Here is a 17,968-nt window from a genome sequence, read left to right as displayed (position 1 = left end):
GTGGTTCCTGTCGGCCCGCCACGATGCCCGACGAGGCCAACCTGGAACGGCTGGACCCGGACGCCTTCCGCGACACCATGGATGCCCTTGGCGCGGACGACGCCATGCGCATCTTCGGGCGCGGCCTGCGCCGCCTGGCGGCGATGCTGGGGGGCGATGGGCCAAGGTTGCGCCTTGCCTTCAGCCTGCTGTTCGCCATGCCTGGCGCCCCCCTGATCTGCTATGGCGACGAGATCGGGATGGGCGAGGATCTGTCGCAAAAGGGCCGCAACGCCGTGCGCAGCCCGATGCAGTGGACCAAGGGCCGCAACGGCGGCTTTTCCACCGCCCCCAAGGCGCAATTGACCCAAGCCCTGGTGACGGGCGATTTCGGTCCCGGCGCCGTCAATGCCGAAGCCCAATGGGCGGATGATGGATCGCTGCTGAACCTGGTCGCGCGCTTGGCAGCGATCCGCCTGGCCCATCCCGGCATCGGCCGCCGCGAATGCCGCCCCATCGGCGATGCGCCGGACAGCGTGATCGCCCTGCGATATGCCGCCGCCGACCATGACCTTGTCGTGATCCACAACCTGTCGGCCAAGCCCGCGCCCCTGGATCTGGATCTGGGGGCATCGTGCCGGGGCGAGGGCTCGGTTCTTCTGGGCGATCCGTTGTCCACCGATGACGGACATCTGAAAGCCACCCTGCCCGCTTATGATTTTCGCTGGTCCAAATGGCCGCGATAAGGCACTGTCATCCCCTTCGCAAAATCCCCGAAAGGATATTGTCATGACCGTTCATGCCGTTGGAACCCATGCCGCCGACCAGCCCCTTGGCCCGATGGAGATCACCCGCCGCGACGTGGGTGCCCATGACGTGGCGATCCAGATCGTCTTTTGCGGCATCTGCCATTCCGACCTGCACCAGGTGCGCAGCGAATGGGCAGGCACGCTGTATCCCTGCGTCCCGGGCCACGAGATCGTGGGCCGCGTGACCGAGGTCGGCACCCACGTCACCAGCCACAAGCCGGGCGATCTGGTCGGCGTCGGCTGCATCGTGGACAGCTGCCAGGGTTGCCCCGACTGCGCCGAAGGGCTGGAGAATTACTGCGACGGCATGGTCGGCACCTATAACGGTCCGACCGCCGACGCGCCGGGCCATACGCTGGGCGGCTATTCCCAGGCGATCGTGGTCCATGAACGCTTCGTCCTGCGCATCACCCACCCAGAGGATCAGCTGGCCGCCGTGGCCCCGCTGCTGTGCGCGGGCATCACCACCTATTCGCCGCTGCGTCACTGGGGCGCGGGACCGGGCAAGAAGGTCGGCATCGTCGGCATCGGGGGCTTGGGCCATATGGGCGTAAAGCTGGCGCACGCGATGGGCGCCCATGTGGTGGCCTTCACAACCTCGCCCGACAAGCGCGAGGCCGCCAAGGCCCTGGGCGCGGACGAAGTGATCGTGTCCAGGAATGCCGAGGAGATGGCGGCCCATGCCCAAAGCTTCGATTTCATCCTGAACACGGTCGCCGCGCCCCATGACCTGGACGCGTTCCTGGCGTTGCTGAAGCGCGACGGCACCATGACGCTGGTGGGCGCGCCCGCGACGCCCCATCCCTCGCCCAATGTCTTCAACCTGATCATGCGCCGCCGCAGCCTTGCCGGATCCCTGATCGGCGGCATCCCGGAAACCCAGGAAATGCTGGATTTCTGCGCCCAGCACGGCATCACCGCCGATATCGAGATGATCCGCGCCGATGAGATCGAGCAGGCTTACGAACGGATGCTGAAGGGCGACGTGAAATACCGCTTTGTCATGGACATCGCCACGATGGCGTGAACCACAGCCCTGACGGCCGGGGACAACCCCGGCTGTCAGGCATAATCCACCCAGACGCCGCCCCCATCCGCGGACCGGACGCAATGTTCCACCCAGCGGACGCCCTCGACCCCCGCCGCGACGCCGGGATAGCGCAGATGGGCCACGCGGGACGGATCGCCCTCCTCATGCGCCTCGATGGCTTGGGCAAAGCGCGAATGCAGGTTGGCCCATGCCTCGAACAGCCCTTCGGGATGGCCTGCACCGATACGGTCATCGCCCAGCGCCTGCGGGTGCAGATAAGGCATCCCCCGGTCCAGAAGGCGCGCGGGCTCGCCCTGGATTTCCAGCCGCAACTGGTTGGGGTGTTCGTCCCACCATTCGACCGATCCCCTGGATCCGGTGATCCGCACCTTCTGGCTGTGCATCGCCCCGGCATTCACGGCCGATGTCCACAGCGTCCCCACCGCGCCCCCGTCATATTCCATCAGAACCGTCGCGTTATCCTCCAGCGGCGCGCGCGAGGCGACGAAGCTTTGCCGGGTGCAGAGAAGCCGCCTGATGCGCAGATCGGGGCAGATCACCTGCGCAATATACAGCGGATGGGTGGCCAGATCCCCCAGGACATAGCTGGGGCCAGCAAAGGCCGGATCGACGCGCCAGCGGGTGGCGGGGCTGTCCTGTTCCACCGGTGCGCTGTGAAAGCCGTGGGCGAATTGCAGGTTAACAATGCGGATCTCGCCCAAGGTGCCATCCGCGACCAACCGCGCCGCCTCCTCGATCATCTGGTGGCCGGAATAGCCATAGGTGACGCCCACGACCAGACCGCGTTCGGCGGCGAGGGCCTGCAGGTCCAGCGCCTCGGCCGTGGTGAAGGTCAGGGGCTTTTCGCAGATGACATGGATGCCTGCCAGCAAGGCGGCGCGGGTGATCGGGTAATGGGTGTTGTTCGGCGTGGCGATGGTCACGCAGCGGATGCCGTCGGGGCGGGCGGATTCGGCCGCGAACATCGCCTGGCAATCGGGATAGCAGCGATCCGGATCCAGCCCCAGGTCGGCCCCGAAGGCCCGGCCCCGGCCGGGATCCAGGTCAAAGGCCCCGGCTACCAGATCGAAATAGCCGTCGCGCATCGCGGCGGACCGGTGGACATAGCCGATCTGGCTGCCCCTGCCGCCGCCGACCATGCCCCATCGGATTGCGTTCTTCGTCAGGCGCGTGCCGTCGATCATCGGGTCGTCTCCTTGGTGGCGGCAAAGCCTCTGGTTTCCAGATAGCGGCGGGATTTCGCGACATCGGCCAGCGATCCCCCGGCATTGCGGGGATCGCGTTCCTGCTCGACGGTGATGAAACCGGCATAGCCGCGCCGTTCCAGCAGCGACCGGATCGCGGGATAGTCGATGCAGCCGTCGCCGATGGGACACATCACGCCTTCGGCGCAGGCGTTGAAAAAGCGGATGCGGCGGGTCATCACATCCGCAAATTTCGTGGCATCGATGTCCTTGAAGTGAATGTAGTCCAGCCGGTCCCAGTACCGGTCCAGCACCGCCACGGGATCCATCCCGGCATAGGCGATGTGGCCGGTGTCCAGGCACAGCCCCGCCACGGGCGCGGGGATGTCGGCGCAGACCCGCGCGATCTCGTCCGCGAATTCGACATGGCCGCCCGCATGGGGGTGGATCACGGCGCGGACGCCGTATTCGTCCCGCGCGATCCGGGCAATGGCGCGGATGTTGGCGACCATGCCCGCCCAGGCGGCGTCGTCCAGCCGCACCGCGCGGTCCGAATGGCCCGCGGCGTAATCTCGCGCATCGTGCCCCCAGTCCATTACCGTCAGATAGGGTGCGGCGAACCGCTGGCCCGGCGCTGTGGGCGGTTTTGGAAGCGCCGTGATCACCGCACAGATCTGGTGCGCCTGTCGTTCCAGCGCCTCGCGGTTCGCGGGATCCACAAGGTTGTCGAAGATGGTGCCCGCCACGACATACAGCCCATGCTGGCGCAAGGCATCCGATACCATCGGCGCGTCCAGCGGCATGTATCCGTATGGCCCCAGTTCCAGCCCGCCGTAACCCGCCGCCGCAATCTCCTTCAGAACCAGCCGCCAATCGGGCAGGTTCGGGTTCGAGACATCGTCCACGCCCCAGCAACAGGGCGCCGTCGTGATGGTGATGGTCATGGGCTTCCTCCGGTCCAGGCAGGATTAACCGGCAAGTGACGCAGGACGAAGATCGGCCTTGAGGGGATCCCCTCAATCGCCCATCGTCCTGCCGAAAAGGGAAGAACCATGGGAAAAGTGACGCTGGAAGACGTGGCGCAGGCGGCAGGGGTATCGCTGGCCACCGTGGACCGGGTGGTGAACCGCCGCGGCGGGGTGTCCGCGGACAAGGAGGCGGCGATCCTGTCGGCCGCCCGCCGCCTAGGCTTGGATCGCAGCCTGCGGGTCACGCCCACGGCCGCCAAGCGCATCGCGGTGCTGATCCAGCCGCCGTCCAATCCGTTCCATGCCCAGTTGCGCCAGGGCATCGAACAGGCCCGCGCCATTCATCGCGACCTGAACCTGCTGTTCCAGATCGAGCGGATCGACCCGGCGCAGCCCGACCGCATCGCCGCCCAGATCGCCCGTGCCGCCGCCTGGGCGGACGGGATGATCCTGACCGTTCCCGCCGCCCCCCAGATCGTCGCGGCGATCGAGGCGCTGCCCCCGCGCATCCCGGTCGTGACCCTGGCCGACGACGTGCCCGCCCGTGGCCGCGCGGCCTTTGTCGGGCCCGACGACCGCCAGTCGGGCCGGGTCGCGGGCGACCTGATGGGATATCTGGTTGGTCAGGGCGGCGACACGCTGGTGCTGATCGGCCGCTTCGACATGCCCGGCCATGGGGCCCGCAGCGGCGGCTTCACGGACGTCCTGGCAGAACGCCATCCCGCCCTGCGGGTCGCCGATATCCTGGAAACGCACGAGGACAAGGCCACCGCAGCCGCCATGGCGCTGCGCGCGGCACGCACGAACCCCGACCTGCGCGGCATCTATCTGTGCACCACCGGCTGTTCGGAACTGGTCGCGGCGCTGGCGCCCATCCGTCAGACCCGTCCATTTTCCATCGTCACCCACGAACAAACCCCCGAACGCCACCTGATGCTGAAGGCCCGCAAGGTGCAGGTGATCATCGACCAGCGTCCTGTGCTGGAGGCCCGGTTGGCCGTCGAAACCATGGCCCGGCTGATCGGCCGGCTTGAAGGCGAGGCCAGGTCCATCGCGACCGAAATCCAGATCCTCATGCCCGAAAGCGTCTGAGGGTTTCCCCTCAACCCCCCGCTTGTCCCCTGCCCCGCCGTGGCTAGCGTGGCGCCAAGGATGGAGGAAACATGGCTGACATCGGCTTTGGGGTCATCGGCGCGGGCTACATGGGCAAGGCCTATGCCATCGCGCTGTCGCAGGTCTCGACGGTCTACGAGATGCCGGATCGCGCGATCAGGCGTGTCATCGCGACATCGAAGGCGGCGGGCGCACAGCGCCGCGCGCGGGATTTCGGTTTTGAACGCGGCACAGGCGACTGGCGCGATCTGCTGGCGGCGGAAGACGTGCAGGCGGTTGCCATCGCCTCGCCCACCTTCCTGCACGCGGACATGGCCATGGCGGCCCTGCAGGCGGGCAAGCACGTGATCTGCGAAAAGCCCCTGGGCCGCACCGCGCGCGAAGCCGCGCAGATGGCCAGGGTCGCGCAGGCCAGCGGTCGCGTCACCATGACCGGCTTCAACTATGTCAAGAACCCCGCCACCCAGCTTGCCCGAGAGATCATCGAGACTGGAGAGATCGGCGAGGTCATCCATTTCGGCGCCACCCATGTCGAGGATTACCTGATGGACCCGACGCTGCCCCATGACTGGCGGCAGGTCGCGGTCAATGTCGGGCGGGCCGGTGCGCTTGGCGACATCGCCAGCCATGCGATCAACCTGGCGGATTTCCTTGTCGGCCCGGTGGCCGAGGTCGTGGGCATGCGCCAGACGGTCCACGCGCAGCGCCCGGCGGGGGACGGGATGGCCGCCGTCGAAAACGACGACCAGGCCCAGTTCCTGATGCGCTTTGCATCCGGCGTGCCGGGCAGCATCACGGCCAGCCGCATCCATGCGGGACGCAAGATGGGCCTGACTTACGAGGTCGTGGGCACCAAGGGGACGGTGCGGTTCGATCAGGAACGGATGGCGGAACTGCAATTCTATGACGCCCGCGACCGCAAGGGGCGGCAAGGGTTCCGCACGATCCTGGCCGCGCCGGGTCATGGCGATTATGGCCGCTTCTGCATCGGCGCGGGCCATGGCTTCGGCTATAACGACATGATCGTGGTCGAAATGGCCGAATTCATCCGCGCCATCGTGCAAGGCACCCCGGCCTGGCCGGACTTTGCCGCCGCCGTCCATACCGCCGCCGTGGTCGATGCGGTGCTGGCATCCTGCGGCACGGGCGGCTGGATCGACGTCAACACAATCGAATCGGAGGCCTGGGCCTGATGCGTCTTGCTGTTTTCGGGGCGGGCCGCATCGGCGCCGTCCATGCGATGAACGCCACCGCCATTCCCGGTGTCGAGGTCGTCCATCTTGTCGATCCGGTCGCCGACTGCGACGCACTTGCCGCCCGGATCGGGGCACGGCGGTCGGACGCCCATGACGCGCTGTCCGACGACCTGGACGGCATCGTCATCTGTTCGTCCACCGACAGCCATGCGGAGTTGCTGCTGGCGGCGGCCGAACGCGGGCTGGCGGTGTTCTGCGAAAAGCCGATCTCGCTCGACTGGCCGACGGTCGCGCGCGTGACCGAGGCCGTCGAGGCCTCGGGCATCCGCTGCATGCTGGGCTTTCAGCGCCGTTACGATCCGAACTTCCGCGCGGTGCGGGACCGCATCGCATCGGGCCAGTCGGGGCGGCTGGAACAACTGGTGATGCACACCCGCGACCCCGGTCCGCCGCCCATCGACTATGTCCGCCGATCCGGCGGGATGCTGCGGGACCAGGCGATCCACGATTTCGACCAGGCGCGGTTCATGTGCGGCGAGGAGATCGCGACCGTCTATGCCGTCGGCAATTGCCAGATCGATCCCGCCATTGGCAAGGCGGGCGATATCGACACGCTGGCGGTGACGATGCTGACCGAGTCCGGGCGCATGGTCACGATGACCAACAACCGCCGCGGCCCCCTGGGCTATGATCAGCGGCTCGAGGCGCATTGCGCGGCCGAGGTCCTGTTCATCGACAACTGCCCCCAGACGGATGTCCGCATTGCCGGGCCATCGGGCCAGCTGACCGCGCCCCCGATGGATTACTTCATCGCCCGGTTCGAGGCCGCGTATCGCGCCGAGATGGAAGCCTTTGCCGCATGGCTGCAGGGCGGCCCTGCACCGCTGGCGGGGATCCGCGACGGATACGAGGCGCAGCGCCTGGCCGAGGCCGCGATCGCCTCGATTGCGACGGGCCAGCCGGTCGATCTGCGGGGCGGCTGGCAGCCTTGACGGGCGGGGCGATGATGTGAAACCGTCAAGACCCTGACGGATCCCATCACCAGCCGGAAAGACAGCCGATGCGCCGCCCGACCATTGCCGACCTTGCGCGCGAGGCGGGCGTCAGCCTTGCCACGGCCGACCGGGTTCTGAACGGCCGCCTGAAGGTGCGCGAGGAAACCGCGCGGCGCGTGCAGGACGCCGCGCAGCGCATCGGCTATCACGGGGCAAACGCCATCCGGGCGCGGCTGATGGCGGAACTGCCCGAACTGCACGTCGCACTGATCCTGCAAAAGGAACGGCATCCTTTCTATCAGGACTTCGCGCGTGAGTTCCAGGATCAGGCGGCGCAGATCACCTCGCACCGGGTGCGGGTGACGGTGCGGTTCGCGCAATCGACCCTGCCGGGGGAACTGGAACAACTGCTGGCGTCACTCGCCGGCAAGGTCGATGCGGTGGCGGCCACCGGGCTGGATCACCACAAGGTCACGGCGGCGGTCAGCGACCTGCGCGCGCGCGGCATCCCCACCTTTTCGCTGCTGTCGGATTTCGCCCAAGGGGTGCGGGAAAGCTATGTCGGCACCAACAACATCAAGGTCGGCCGTTCGGCGGGCTGGCTGATTTCCAGGATCGCGCCCAAGCCCGGCAAGGTCGCGGTCTTCATCGGCGGGCACCGGTTTCATGGCCATGAATTGCGCGAAACCGGATTTCGCAGCTACTTCCGGGAATACGCCCCGGATTTCGAACTGCTGAACCCCCAGGTCAACCTGGAAACACGGCAACTGACCCATGAGGCGGTGACCGAACTTCTGGAACGGCACAACGACATCGTCGGCATCTATTGCGCGGGCGGCGGGATGGAAGGCGCCATCGCCGCGCTGCGCGAGTCGCGAAAGCCGGGCGACGTGGTGCTGATCGTCAATGAACTGACGCCGGATTCGCGCGAGGCCTTGCAGGACCGCACCCTGTCCGTGGTCATTAGCACCCCCCTGCGCCAGGTCTGCGAGGAAACCCTGGCCCTGATGATCCAGGCGCGCGACCACGGGCTGACCGACAATCCGGGGCAGCGGTTCCTGCCCTTCCAGATCTGGACACCGGAAAGCCTGTAAGGCGCGTGATGCAAAGCCATCATTGCACCCGTCATTTTCCATCACGAATGATGGTTTCCGCCGCCACAGCATGATTGACCCACGCACGCCATTCCGTGATCTTTCCCCTGCGACGACCTGAGGAGAATCGTCGCCGCCTGCCAAAGACCCAAAGCCGCGCAACCCTGCATCCGCAGGGCTGGCCCCTTGCGGCCCGTCGTCTGGCACAGAGCAACGAACAAGGTGCCCAAGCGCACCATCAGTGGAGGAAGACCATGAAGCGACTGCTGACGGCGACCGCGATCTGCGGGCTGCTGGGAACGGCTGCCCAGGCCGAGAACATCGGGGTGTCCATGGCCCTGTTCGACGACAACTTCCTGACTGTCCTGCGCAACGGGATGGGGGACCACGCCGCCAGTCTGGACGGCGTGACCCTGCAGATCGAGGACGCGCAGAACGACGTGGGCAAGCAGCTGAACCAGATCCAGAACTTCGTGGCCTCGGGCGTGGACGCGATCATCGTGAACCCTGTCGATACAGATGCCACCGTCGCCATGTCGCAAGCCGCGGCCGACGCCGGGATCCCGCTGGTCTATGTGAACCGCGAACCGGTGAACGTCGACGACCTGCCGGAAAACCAGGCCTTCGTGGCATCCGACGAAAAGGAATCCGGCACCCTGGAAACCCAGGAAATCTGCCGCCTTCTGAAAGAGGCCGGCAAGACCGAGGCCAAGGCCGTCGTCCTGATGGGCGAGTTGTCGAACCAGGCCGCGCGGATGCGCACCCAGGACATCAAGGACGTGATCGCCACGCCCGAATGCAGCTTCATCCAGATCGTCGAGGAGCAGACCGCGAACTGGTCGCGCACCCAGGCCGCAGACCTGATGACGAACTGGATCACCTCGGGGCTGGAATTCGACGCGGTGATCTCCAACAACGACGAAATGGCCATCGGCGCGATCCAGGCCATGAAATCGGCGGGCGTGTCGATGGATGACGTGATCGTCGGTGGTGTTGATGCGACGCAGGACGCGCTTGCCGCAATGGAGGCGGGCGACCTGGACGTGACCGTGTTCCAGAACGCGGCGGGCCAGGGTGAGGGCGCGGTGGATGCGGCCCTGAAGCTGGCGCGCGGGGAAGAGGTCGAGAACAAGGTCTATGTGCCCTTCGAACTGGTGACGCCCGCGAACCTGGCCGAATACCAGGCCCGGAACTGAGCCTTGACGCCGGGCGGTCCGCGCCCGGCGCCCTTCCCCAACCGGAGGACAGAGGATGGTCAGCCCAAGAACCGCAGCCGCCATCGACCGCGTTCACGCGGCAACCCAGCGCGAGGGTGTCTTGTCGATCAGCGGCATCCGCAAGGAATTCCCGGGCGTTCTTGCGCTGGACGACGTGCAGTTGCGCGTCCGGCCCGGCACCGTCCATGCCCTGATGGGGGAAAACGGTGCGGGCAAGTCCACGCTGATGAAGATCATCGCCGGCGTCTATCAGCCCGACGCGGGCGAGATCCGTCTGCGGGGACAGGTGGTCGCGCTGAAATCGCCGCTGGATGCGCTTGAACAGGGGATCTCGATGATCCACCAGGAACTGGCGCTGATGAACTGGATGACGGTGGCGGAAAACATCTGGATCCGGCGCGAACCGAAGAACCGCTTCGGCCTGATCGACCATGCCGAGATGACCCGCATGACGGCCGATCTGTTCGCGCGGCTCAACATCAGGCTGGACCCCCGCGCGCAGGTCAGCGACCTGACCGTGGCACAAAAGCAGATGGTCGAGATCGCCAAGGCGGTCAGCCACAATTCCGACGTGCTGATCATGGACGAACCGACATCCGCGCTGACGGAACGCGAGGTGGACCACCTGTTCGCCATCATCCGCGACCTGCGCGCCCGCGGCATCGGCATCGTCTATATCACCCACAAGATGAACGAACTGTTCGAGATCGCCGACGAATTCACCGTCTTCCGCGACGGCAAGTATGTCGGCACCCATAACGCATCCGACGTGACGCGCGACGACATCATCCGCATGATGGTGGGCCGAGAGATCACCAACATGTTCCCCAAGGTGGACTGCCCCATCGGCGACACGATCCTCGAGGTTCGCAACCTGACCCTGCCCGGCGTCTTCCACGACGTGTCCTTTTCCCTGCGCCGGGGCGAGATCCTGGGCTTGGCCGGTCTGGTCGGGTCCAAGCGGTCCAATGTGGCCGAGGCGCTGTTCGGCGTCCACCCGGCCGAGTCCGGCGAAATCCTGATCGACGGCAAGCCCGTGACCATCGCCACGCCCGCGCAGGCCATGGCGCATGGCATGGCCTTCCTGACCGAGGATCGCAAGGAAACCGGCTGCTTCCTGACGCTGGACTGCCTGGAAAACATCCAGTCCGCGCTGATCACCCGCAGCCATGTCAGGAACGGCTTCGTCCAGCAGCGCGAAGTGAACCGCCTGGCCGAGGACATGGCCCGCACCCTGCGCGTCAAGACCCCGAACCTTCAGGAAACGGTGGAAAACCTGTCGGGCGGCAACCAGCAGAAGCTGCTGATCGCCCGCTGGCTTCTGACGAAACCCCGGATCCTGATCCTGGACGAACCGACCCGCGGCATCGACGTGGGCGCGAAATCCGAAATCCACCGCCTGATCACGGAACTGGCAGCCCAGGGCGTGGCCGTGCTGATGATCTCCTCGGAACTGCCCGAGGTGCTGGGCATGTCCGACCGCATCATGGTCATGCACGAAGGCCATGTGTCCGGCTTCCTGGACCGCGCCGATGCGGATCAGGTCAAGATCATGTCGCTTGCGGCGAAGTAAGGGAACCATTCGCATGAGCAGCCAAGACATCACCGCCCGCGCCGCGCCTCGCACGCAGCGCCGCCTGCCGACCGAGGTCAACATCCTGCTGGTCCTGATCGGCATCGCCCTGGTCTTCGAGATCCTGGGCTGGATCTTCCAGGGCCAGTCCTTCCTGTTTTCCTGGAACCGGCTGAAGATCATGATCCTGCAAGTGTCTGTGATCGGCATCATCGCCGTGGGCGTGACGCAGGTCATCATCTCGGGCGGGATCGACCTGTCGTCGGGGTCCGTGGTGGGGGCGGTCGCCATGGTGGCGATGTCCTTCGCCCAGGTGTCCACCTATGCCCGCGCGGTCTATCCCGCGCTGACCGACCTGCCGATGATCGTGCCGCTGCTGATCGGGCTTGGTTGCGGGGCCATCGTCGGCCTCATCAACGGCTGGCTGATCGCCTATACCAAGATCCCGCCCTTCATCGCCACGCTGGGCACCATGGTCACGGTGCGCGGGTTCGCCAAGTGGTACACCAAGGGCCAGCCGGTCAGCTTCCCGACCGAGGGCTTTGCCTGGATCGGGTCGGGCATGATGCCGGTGGTGATCTTCATCATCGTCGCGGCGATCTTCCATATCGCGATGAAATACACCCGCTACGGCAAGTTCACCTATGCTATCGGCGCCAATGCCCAGGCCGCGCGCGTGTCGGGCATCGACGTGGAACGCCACCTGGTCAAGGTCTATGTCATCGCCGCGATGCTGGCGGCCCTGGCCGGGATGGTGGTCGCGGCCCGAGGCCAGACCGCGCAGGCGGGCATGGGCCTCGCCTATGAACTGGACGCCATCGCCATGGCGGTGATCGGGGGCGTGTCGCTGAACGGCGGGCGGGGATCCATCCTGGGCACGGCTATCGGCATGGTGATCTTCGGTGTCATCATCTCGGGCTTCACCTTCCTGCGGCTGGATGCCTACTACCAGGAGATGATCAAGGGCGCGATCGTCGTGGCTGCCGTGGTGGCCGATGTCCACCGCCAGCGCAAGCGCCGCAAGACCAGCTGAAACACCCCGCGCGGCCCGGCCATCGGGCCGCCCCCGGCGCCGGCCGGTTCCCCCTGCACACCCCAAACGACAGGATGCATCCCATGACCAGACTGCCCAGAAAGATTGCCGTCACCACCGCCCTTTGCCTGTCGCTTGCCGCCCCGGCGCTTGCCGAAACCCGGATCGGCGTCACCATGACATCATTCGACAACCCCTTCCTGACGATCCTGCTGAACGGCATCCGCGCCGAGGCCGAGCGCACCGAAGGCGTCACCCTGTCGATCGAGGATGCGCAACTGGACGTGGCCAAGCAGCTGAACCAGGTCCAGATCTTCGTCGCCAACGGCGTCGATGCGATCATCGTGAACGCGGTCGATGGCGACAGCACGGCAGCCATCACCGCCACGGCGACGGGGGCGGGCATTCCGCTGATCTATGTGAACCACCCGCCTGCGGAATTGGAAACCGGGATGCCCGAAGGCACCGGCTATGTCGGATCGCAGGAAACCGACGCGGGCCGCCTGGAAGCCGCCGCCGTCTGCGAGGCGCTGAAGGGCCGCGAGGATGCCAAGGCCGTGATCCTGATGGGCCCGCTGGAAAACCACGCCGCCCATGTGCGCACCCAGATGGTCGAGGAAGCCTTTGCCCAGCCCGACTGCCCTGTCGAGATCATCGAAAAGCAGGTCGCCAACTGGAACCGCGTGCAGGCGCAGGATCTGGTCACGTCCTGGCTGACGGCGGGCCTGGAATTCGATGCCATCGTCGCCAACAACGACGAAATGGCGATTGGCGCGGCGCAGGCCCTGGCGGCGACCACCGGCAAGGGCGATATCGTCATCGCCGGCATCGACGCCACCGCAGACGGGCTTGCCGCGATGGAGGCCGGGCAGATGGACGTGACCGTCTATCAGAACGCCACCGGCCAGGGCGAACAGGCGGTCCGCGCCGCCGTCGCCGCAGCAGGGGGCGAGAAGATCGAACCCAAACACTGGATCCCGTTCGAGCCGGTCACGCCCCAGAACATGGCCGATTACCAGAAGTAACCGGCCTTTGCCGGGCGGGGCGTCTCCTCCTCCCCGCCTCGCCCGGCCCCAACCCCCTGTCCGAGACGCCCGATGAAACACACGCTTGACCCGCACATGATCCGCCACCTGTCGCTGGAGGATACCGTCCGCAAGGTCGCCGAGCTTGGCTATGACCATGTGGAAATGTCGCCCCGGCCCGACTTCTTCTCGTGGTGGACCCGCCCGAAGCTTTACCCAGAGCGGATCGCCAGCTTCAAACGTGCGCTGCGCGACAATAACGTGGGCCTCGCCTCGATCCAGCCGATGTATCGCTGGGCCAGTCCCTATCCCGACGAATGGGACGCGGCGATCGACAACTGGAAGCGTGCCATCGAATGGGCCGTGGAACTGGAATGCCCGCTGTTCGTCAGCGAATTCGGACGCGGCGGCAGCCCCGACCGCAGCCTCAACGACCGGTCCGGCCTGCACCGCCCCGAAACCTGCGAGGCCGCGTTCTTCCGTGCCATGGACGTGCTTGTCCCGATCCTGGAACGCGAGGGGATCAAGCTGTCGCTGGAGGCGCACCCCGAGGACTGGCTGGAGGAGATCGCCCCGGCTGTCGATATCATCAAGACCATCAACTCGCCCATGGTGCGCGCCTCCTTTATCGCGCCGCATACCTTCTTCTACGGTCCCGACATGGTGGCGAACCTGCGCGCGACCGAAGGGTATCTGGAACACGTCCGGCTGGCCGATACCTATGACCACACCAGGTCGTCGCAGCTGCGTTACATCGTCAACCCGCCGGGATCGAAGGTGCGCGTCCACCAGCACACCGATTTCGGCCAGGGCGAGATCGACTGGGACATCTTCTTCGCCACCCTTGCCGAGATGAAGTTCGATGGCGTGCTGTCGAACTGCGTCTTCGCCTGGGAGGACCGGGCCGAGGACAGCGCCCGCTTCATGCTGTCGGAAACCAAACGATACGTCGAACAATACTGGAAGTGAGATCCAACATGACCGTCAGGATTGGTGTCATCGGCACCGGAGCCATCGGCCGCGACCACGCGCGGCGCATCAACCAGGTGCTGTCGGGCGGCACCATCACCGCGCTGTCGGACGTGAACCGCGCATCCGCCGAAGCCGTGAAGGCCGACCTCGCTCCGGACGCCACCGTCTTCGACACGGGCGAGGAACTGATTTCCAGCGACCAAGTGGATGCCGTGCTGGTCACGTCCTGGGGCGCGACGCATGAACAATACGTGCTGGCCGCCATCGCCGCGGGCAAGCCCTGTTTCTGCGAAAAGCCGCTGGCCACGACCGCCGAAGGCGCCAAGCGCATCGTCGATGCCGAGGTCGCGCACGGCAAGCGGCTGGTGCAGGTCGGCTTCATGCGTCGCTATGACGAAGGCTACGCTGCGCTGAAAAAGGTGGTGGACGGCCAGATCGGTGCGCCGATCATGGTTCATGCCGCGCACAGGAACCCCACCGTGCCGGAAGCCTATACCACCCCCATGGCGATCCACGACACGCTGATCCACGAGATCGACGTGTTCCGCTGGCTGCTGGCCGACGATTATGTCTCGGCCCGCGTGACCTTCCCCCGGTCCTGCGCCCGCACCCATGCGAAACTCCGCGACCCGCAGATCGTGACGCTGGTGACGGCCAAGGGCACGGTCATCGACACGGAAATCTTCGTGAACTGCCATTACGGCTATGACATCCAGTGCGAGGTCGTGGGCGAGGATGGCGTGGCCCGCCTGCCCGAACCCATGGCGATCCAGACACGCCTGAACGCCAGCCTGCAGAACCCGATCCTGACCGACTGGAAGGACCGCTTCGTCGCCTCCTATGACGTTGAACTGCAGGACTTCCTGAAGGCTGCGGCGCAGGGAACGGCATCCGGCCCGACATCCTGGGACGGCTACATGGCCGCCGTTGCGTCTGACGCTTGCGTCCAGGCGCAGGAGGCCGAGGGCGAGATGATCGCCATCACCTATCCCGACCGTCCCGCCCTTTACGCCCAAGGCTGACCCATGCGCTTTGCCCTGAACCACATCGCCGCCCCGACCCTATCGCTGTCCGACTTCTTCGCCACCGCCCGCGACCTTGGCGTGACCGAGGTGGAAATCCGCAACGACCTGCCCGATGTCCTGTCCCAATGGCGTCCCGAGGACGTGAAGGCCGAGGCCCAGAAAGCAGGCGTGACCATCGTTTCCATCAACGCGCTTTATCCCTTCAACGTCTGGGGGGGCGACCTGCCCGCGCGGGCCGAGGCGATGGCCGATTACGCCGCCGCCTGCGGAGCCAAGGCTCTGGTCATGTGCCCGCTGAACGACGGCACGCCGGTGGATTTCGACAGTCTTGTCGGCGCGCTGACCGCGATGAAGACGATCCTGGATACGCGCGGTCTGACCGGGCTGGTGGAACCGCTGGGCTTTCCGATTTCCTCGCTGCGGACCAAGGCCGAGGCGATCCGCGCCATCGAGGCTGCCGGGGGAACGGGCACCTACAAGCTGATGCACGACACCTTCCACCACCATCTGGCAGACGAAACCGAGTTCTTCCCGGAATGGACCGGCCTTGTCCACATCTCGGGCGTGACCGACCCCGATGTGTCCGTGGCGGATATGCTGGACGCGCACCGGGTATTGGTGGACGGCCGGGACCGGCTGGAAAACCTGCCCCAGATCCGCGCCCTGCTGGACGCGGGCTATGACGGCGCCTTCAGCTTTGAACCCTTCGCCCCCGAAGTCCACCGGGCCGCCGATCCCAAGGACGCGCTGAAGACCAGCATGGCCTTTGTTTCCGCGCAGCTTTGATCCCAAGACAAGGACCGATCCCATGACCAAATCCCTTGACCTGATCACCATCGGCCGCGCGGGCGTTGATCTGTACGGCGCGCAGGTGGGCGGGCGGCTGGAGGACATGGGGTCGTTCCGCAAGTATATCGGGGGCAGTCCCACGAACATCGCCTGCGGGACGGCACGGCTGGGGTTGCGGTCCGGCCTGATCACGCGGGTCGGCGACGAACACATGGGCCGCTTCATCCGCGAACAGCTTGTGCGCGAGGGCGTGGACGTGCGCGGCGTCAGGACCGATCCCGACCGGCTGACCGCCCTGGTGATTCTGGGCATCCGCGACCAGGAACAGTTCCCGCTGATATTCTATCGCAGCGACTGCGCCGACATGGCGCTGTGCGAGGACGACATAGACGAAGGGCTGATCGCGGACGCCCGCGCGGTGCTGGCGACCGGCACGCATCTGTCCCACCCGCGCACCGAGGCGGCGGTGATCAAGGCGTTGCGGCTGGCTCGCAAGCATGGCGCGCGCACGGCACTCGACATCGACTATCGCCCGAACCTTTGGGGTCTGGCGGGCCACGACGCGGGAGAAAGCCGCTTTGTCGAAAGCGCCGCGGTGACGGCGCGGCTGCAATCGACGCTGCCCTTGTTCGACCTGATCGTGGGGACCGAGGAAGAGTTTCACATCGCGGGCGGGTCCACCGACACCGTCGCCGCATTGCGGGCGGTGCGGGCGATCACCCCGGCCACGCTGGTCTGCAAGCGCGGGGCTGCGGGCGCGGTGGCCTTTACCGCCGCCATCCCCGACAGCCTGGACCAGGGCGAGGCGGGACCGGGCTTTCCGATCGAGGTCTTCAACGTCCTGGGCGCGGGCGACGGCTTCTTCTCCGGCCTGATGAAGGGCTGGCTGGACAGCGAGCCTTGGCCCAAGGCCCTGGAATACGCCAACGCCTGCGGGGCCCTTGCCGTCAGCCGTCACGGCTGCACGCCCGCCTATCCGTCGTTGGCCGAGTTGGAGTTCTTCCTGAAACGCGGCGTGATCCGGCCCGACCTGAGGAACGACCCCGAACTGGAACAGGTCCACTGGGCCACCAACCGGCAACGGCGCACGGGCGGCGACTGGTCCACGATGCGGGTCTTTGCCTTCGACCACCGGATGCAGCTGGAACAGATGCCCGGATACACGCCGGACAAGGGCGGCGCCTTCAAGGAATTGTGCCTGCGGGCCGCGTTGCAGGTCCAGGGCGGCAAGCCGGGTTATGGCATCCTGTGCGACAACCGCATCGGGCGCGACGCGCTGCACGCGGCCTCGGGCACCGGGCTGTGGATCGGGCGGCCTGCCGAATGGCCGGGATCGCGGCCCTTGGAACTGGAACCGGAACTGGGCCTCGACTGCGGCGGGCTGGAGGCTTGGGCGCGCGAGAACGTGGTCAAGGTGCTGTGCTTCTGCCATCCAACCGACGACGCGGCGACGCGGGCAGGGCAAGAGCAAACCGTCAAGCGCCTGTTCCAGACCGCGCGCCGCAACGACCTGGAATTCCTTCTGGAAATCATCCCGTCCAAGGTCGGCCCCGTGGACAATGAAACAACCGCCACCCTGATCCGGCAATTCTATGCGGCAGGGGTCTATCCCGACTGGTGGAAGCTGGAACCCATGACCTCGTCCGTGGCCTGGCGCAAGGCCATCGCCGCGATCGAGGAGAACGACCCCAACACCCGCGGCATCGTGGTCCTTGGCCTCGACGCGCCCGAGGCGGAACTGGCCGACAGTTTTGCCGTTGCCGCAGCCTTCCCGCTGGTCAGAGGTTTCGCGGTCGGACGCACGATCTTTGGCGCGGTCGCACGCGCCTGGCTGGACGGCGACCTGACCGACGCAGAGGCGGTCGAGGAGATGGCCCGGCGTTACAGTCGGCTCTGCGGCATCTGGGACAAGGCGCGGGCAAGCGCGAAGGTGGCGGCATGAACC

16 protein-coding genes are annotated in these 17,968 nt (G+C 66.2%); 14 read left to right on the top strand and 2 right to left on the bottom strand.

The features are described 5' to 3' along the window. The first annotated feature begins 23 nt into the window (after positions 1–23). Both LZ585_RS01645 and LZ585_RS01640 read left to right on the top strand, forming a co-directional pair. Positions 24–725, top strand: a complete 702-nt coding sequence (locus LZ585_RS01645; RefSeq protein WP_234854736.1) for an alpha-amylase family glycosyl hydrolase — start codon at positions 24–26, stop codon at positions 723–725. A gap of 43 nt (positions 726–768) precedes the next feature. Then, positions 769–1,815, top strand: coding sequence for an NAD(P)-dependent alcohol dehydrogenase (locus tag LZ585_RS01640; protein WP_234854735.1), 1,047 nt, complete (start codon positions 769–771; stop codon positions 1,813–1,815). A gap of 35 nt (positions 1,816–1,850) precedes the next feature. Here the strand turns inward: LZ585_RS01640 and LZ585_RS01635 are convergent, their stop codons facing one another. After that, on the bottom strand, positions 1,851–3,023 hold the full coding sequence (locus LZ585_RS01635) for a Gfo/Idh/MocA family protein (RefSeq protein WP_234854734.1): 1,173 nt from the start codon (positions 3,021–3,023) through the stop codon (positions 1,851–1,853). Then, the gene (locus LZ585_RS01630; protein ID WP_234854733.1) at positions 3,020–3,967 is read right to left on the bottom strand and encodes a TIM barrel protein; all 948 of its coding nucleotides are present in this window, start codon (positions 3,965–3,967) and stop codon (positions 3,020–3,022) included. The genes LZ585_RS01635 and LZ585_RS01630 overlap by 4 nt, the downstream gene beginning before the upstream one ends. 108 nt (positions 3,968–4,075) lie before the next feature. On the opposite strand from LZ585_RS01630, the gene LZ585_RS01625 reads away from it, so the two are divergent. The 12 genes from LZ585_RS01625 (at position 4,076) to LZ585_RS01570 (ending at position 17,965) form a co-directional block, all read left to right on the top strand. Then, positions 4,076–5,083, top strand: a complete 1,008-nt coding sequence (locus LZ585_RS01625; protein ID WP_234854732.1) for a LacI family DNA-binding transcriptional regulator — start codon at positions 4,076–4,078, stop codon at positions 5,081–5,083. A gap of 71 nt (positions 5,084–5,154) precedes the next feature. Further along, positions 5,155–6,297: a Gfo/Idh/MocA family protein gene (locus LZ585_RS01620; protein ID WP_234854731.1), complete on the top strand. Its 1,143-nt coding sequence runs from the start codon at positions 5,155–5,157 to the stop codon at positions 6,295–6,297. Continuing rightward, positions 6,297–7,292: a Gfo/Idh/MocA family protein gene (locus LZ585_RS01615; protein ID WP_234854730.1), complete on the top strand. Its 996-nt coding sequence runs from the start codon at positions 6,297–6,299 to the stop codon at positions 7,290–7,292. The genes LZ585_RS01620 and LZ585_RS01615 overlap by 1 nt, the downstream gene beginning before the upstream one ends. A gap of 68 nt (positions 7,293–7,360) precedes the next feature. Next, complete coding sequence (locus tag LZ585_RS01610; protein WP_234854729.1) at positions 7,361–8,389, top strand: LacI family DNA-binding transcriptional regulator; 1,029 nt, start codon at positions 7,361–7,363, stop codon at positions 8,387–8,389. A 254-nt stretch (positions 8,390–8,643) separates the two neighbouring features. Beyond that, positions 8,644–9,585, top strand: a complete 942-nt coding sequence (locus LZ585_RS01605) for a sugar ABC transporter substrate-binding protein (protein WP_234854728.1) — start codon at positions 8,644–8,646, stop codon at positions 9,583–9,585. Positions 9,586–9,640: 55 nt separating this feature from the next. Next, on the top strand, positions 9,641–11,179 hold the full coding sequence (locus LZ585_RS01600) for a sugar ABC transporter ATP-binding protein (protein ID WP_234854727.1): 1,539 nt from the start codon (positions 9,641–9,643) through the stop codon (positions 11,177–11,179). 13 nt (positions 11,180–11,192) lie between these two features. Next, positions 11,193–12,212 carry an ABC transporter permease gene (locus tag LZ585_RS01595; protein ID WP_234854726.1) on the top strand — a complete coding sequence of 340 codons (1,020 nt, stop codon included), beginning with the start codon at positions 11,193–11,195 and terminating at the stop codon, positions 12,210–12,212. An 83-nt stretch (positions 12,213–12,295) separates the two neighbouring features. Then, positions 12,296–13,237, top strand: coding sequence for a substrate-binding domain-containing protein (locus LZ585_RS01590; RefSeq protein ID WP_234854725.1), 942 nt, complete (start codon positions 12,296–12,298; stop codon positions 13,235–13,237). Positions 13,238–13,309: 72 nt separating this feature from the next. Continuing rightward, positions 13,310–14,206 (top strand): sugar phosphate isomerase/epimerase family protein, encoded by an 897-nt coding sequence (locus LZ585_RS01585; protein WP_234854724.1) that lies wholly within the window; start codon positions 13,310–13,312, stop codon positions 14,204–14,206. A gap of 8 nt (positions 14,207–14,214) precedes the next feature. Then, positions 14,215–15,231: a Gfo/Idh/MocA family protein gene (locus LZ585_RS01580; protein WP_234854723.1), complete on the top strand. Its 1,017-nt coding sequence runs from the start codon at positions 14,215–14,217 to the stop codon at positions 15,229–15,231. Positions 15,232–15,234: 3 nt separating this feature from the next. Further along, positions 15,235–16,020 (top strand): TIM barrel protein, encoded by a 786-nt coding sequence (locus LZ585_RS01575; RefSeq protein ID WP_234854722.1) that lies wholly within the window; start codon positions 15,235–15,237, stop codon positions 16,018–16,020. Between the two features lie 22 nt (positions 16,021–16,042). Continuing rightward, positions 16,043–17,965, top strand: coding sequence for a bifunctional 5-dehydro-2-deoxygluconokinase/5-dehydro-2-deoxyphosphogluconate aldolase (locus tag LZ585_RS01570; RefSeq protein WP_234854721.1), 1,923 nt, complete (start codon positions 16,043–16,045; stop codon positions 17,963–17,965). Positions 17,966–17,968: the final 3 nt, after the last annotated feature.

The sequence above is a fragment of the Paracoccus everestensis genome (assembly GCF_021491915.1).
GTDB lineage: Bacteria > Pseudomonadota > Alphaproteobacteria > Rhodobacterales > Rhodobacteraceae > Paracoccus > Paracoccus everestensis.
Note: the sequence above shows the minus strand (reverse complement) of the source record. Positions and strands in the feature narration are given on the sequence as shown.

Bases quoted from the DNA above. Each gene is read 5' to 3' on its own strand.
- LZ585_RS01645 (WP_234854736.1), top strand. From the start codon at position 24: ATGCCCGACGAGGCCAACCTGGAACGGCTGGACCCGGACGCCTTCCGC.
- LZ585_RS01640 (WP_234854735.1), top strand. From the start codon at position 769: ATGACCGTTCATGCCGTTGGAACCCATGCCGCCGACCAGCCCCTTGGC.
- LZ585_RS01635 (WP_234854734.1), bottom strand. From the start codon at position 3,023: ATGATCGACGGCACGCGCCTGACGAAGAACGCAATCCGATGGGGCATG.
- LZ585_RS01630 (WP_234854733.1), bottom strand. From the start codon at position 3,967: ATGACCATCACCATCACGACGGCGCCCTGTTGCTGGGGCGTGGACGAT.
- LZ585_RS01625 (WP_234854732.1), top strand. From the start codon at position 4,076: ATGGGAAAAGTGACGCTGGAAGACGTGGCGCAGGCGGCAGGGGTATCG.
- LZ585_RS01620 (WP_234854731.1), top strand. From the start codon at position 5,155: ATGGCTGACATCGGCTTTGGGGTCATCGGCGCGGGCTACATGGGCAAG.
- LZ585_RS01615 (WP_234854730.1), top strand. From the start codon at position 6,297: ATGCGTCTTGCTGTTTTCGGGGCGGGCCGCATCGGCGCCGTCCATGCG.
- LZ585_RS01610 (WP_234854729.1), top strand. From the start codon at position 7,361: ATGCGCCGCCCGACCATTGCCGACCTTGCGCGCGAGGCGGGCGTCAGC.
- LZ585_RS01605 (WP_234854728.1), top strand. From the start codon at position 8,644: ATGAAGCGACTGCTGACGGCGACCGCGATCTGCGGGCTGCTGGGAACG.
- LZ585_RS01600 (WP_234854727.1), top strand. From the start codon at position 9,641: ATGGTCAGCCCAAGAACCGCAGCCGCCATCGACCGCGTTCACGCGGCA.
- LZ585_RS01595 (WP_234854726.1), top strand. From the start codon at position 11,193: ATGAGCAGCCAAGACATCACCGCCCGCGCCGCGCCTCGCACGCAGCGC.
- LZ585_RS01590 (WP_234854725.1), top strand. From the start codon at position 12,296: ATGACCAGACTGCCCAGAAAGATTGCCGTCACCACCGCCCTTTGCCTG.
- LZ585_RS01585 (WP_234854724.1), top strand. From the start codon at position 13,310: ATGAAACACACGCTTGACCCGCACATGATCCGCCACCTGTCGCTGGAG.
- LZ585_RS01580 (WP_234854723.1), top strand. From the start codon at position 14,215: ATGACCGTCAGGATTGGTGTCATCGGCACCGGAGCCATCGGCCGCGAC.
- LZ585_RS01575 (WP_234854722.1), top strand. From the start codon at position 15,235: ATGCGCTTTGCCCTGAACCACATCGCCGCCCCGACCCTATCGCTGTCC.
- LZ585_RS01570 (WP_234854721.1), top strand. From the start codon at position 16,043: ATGACCAAATCCCTTGACCTGATCACCATCGGCCGCGCGGGCGTTGAT.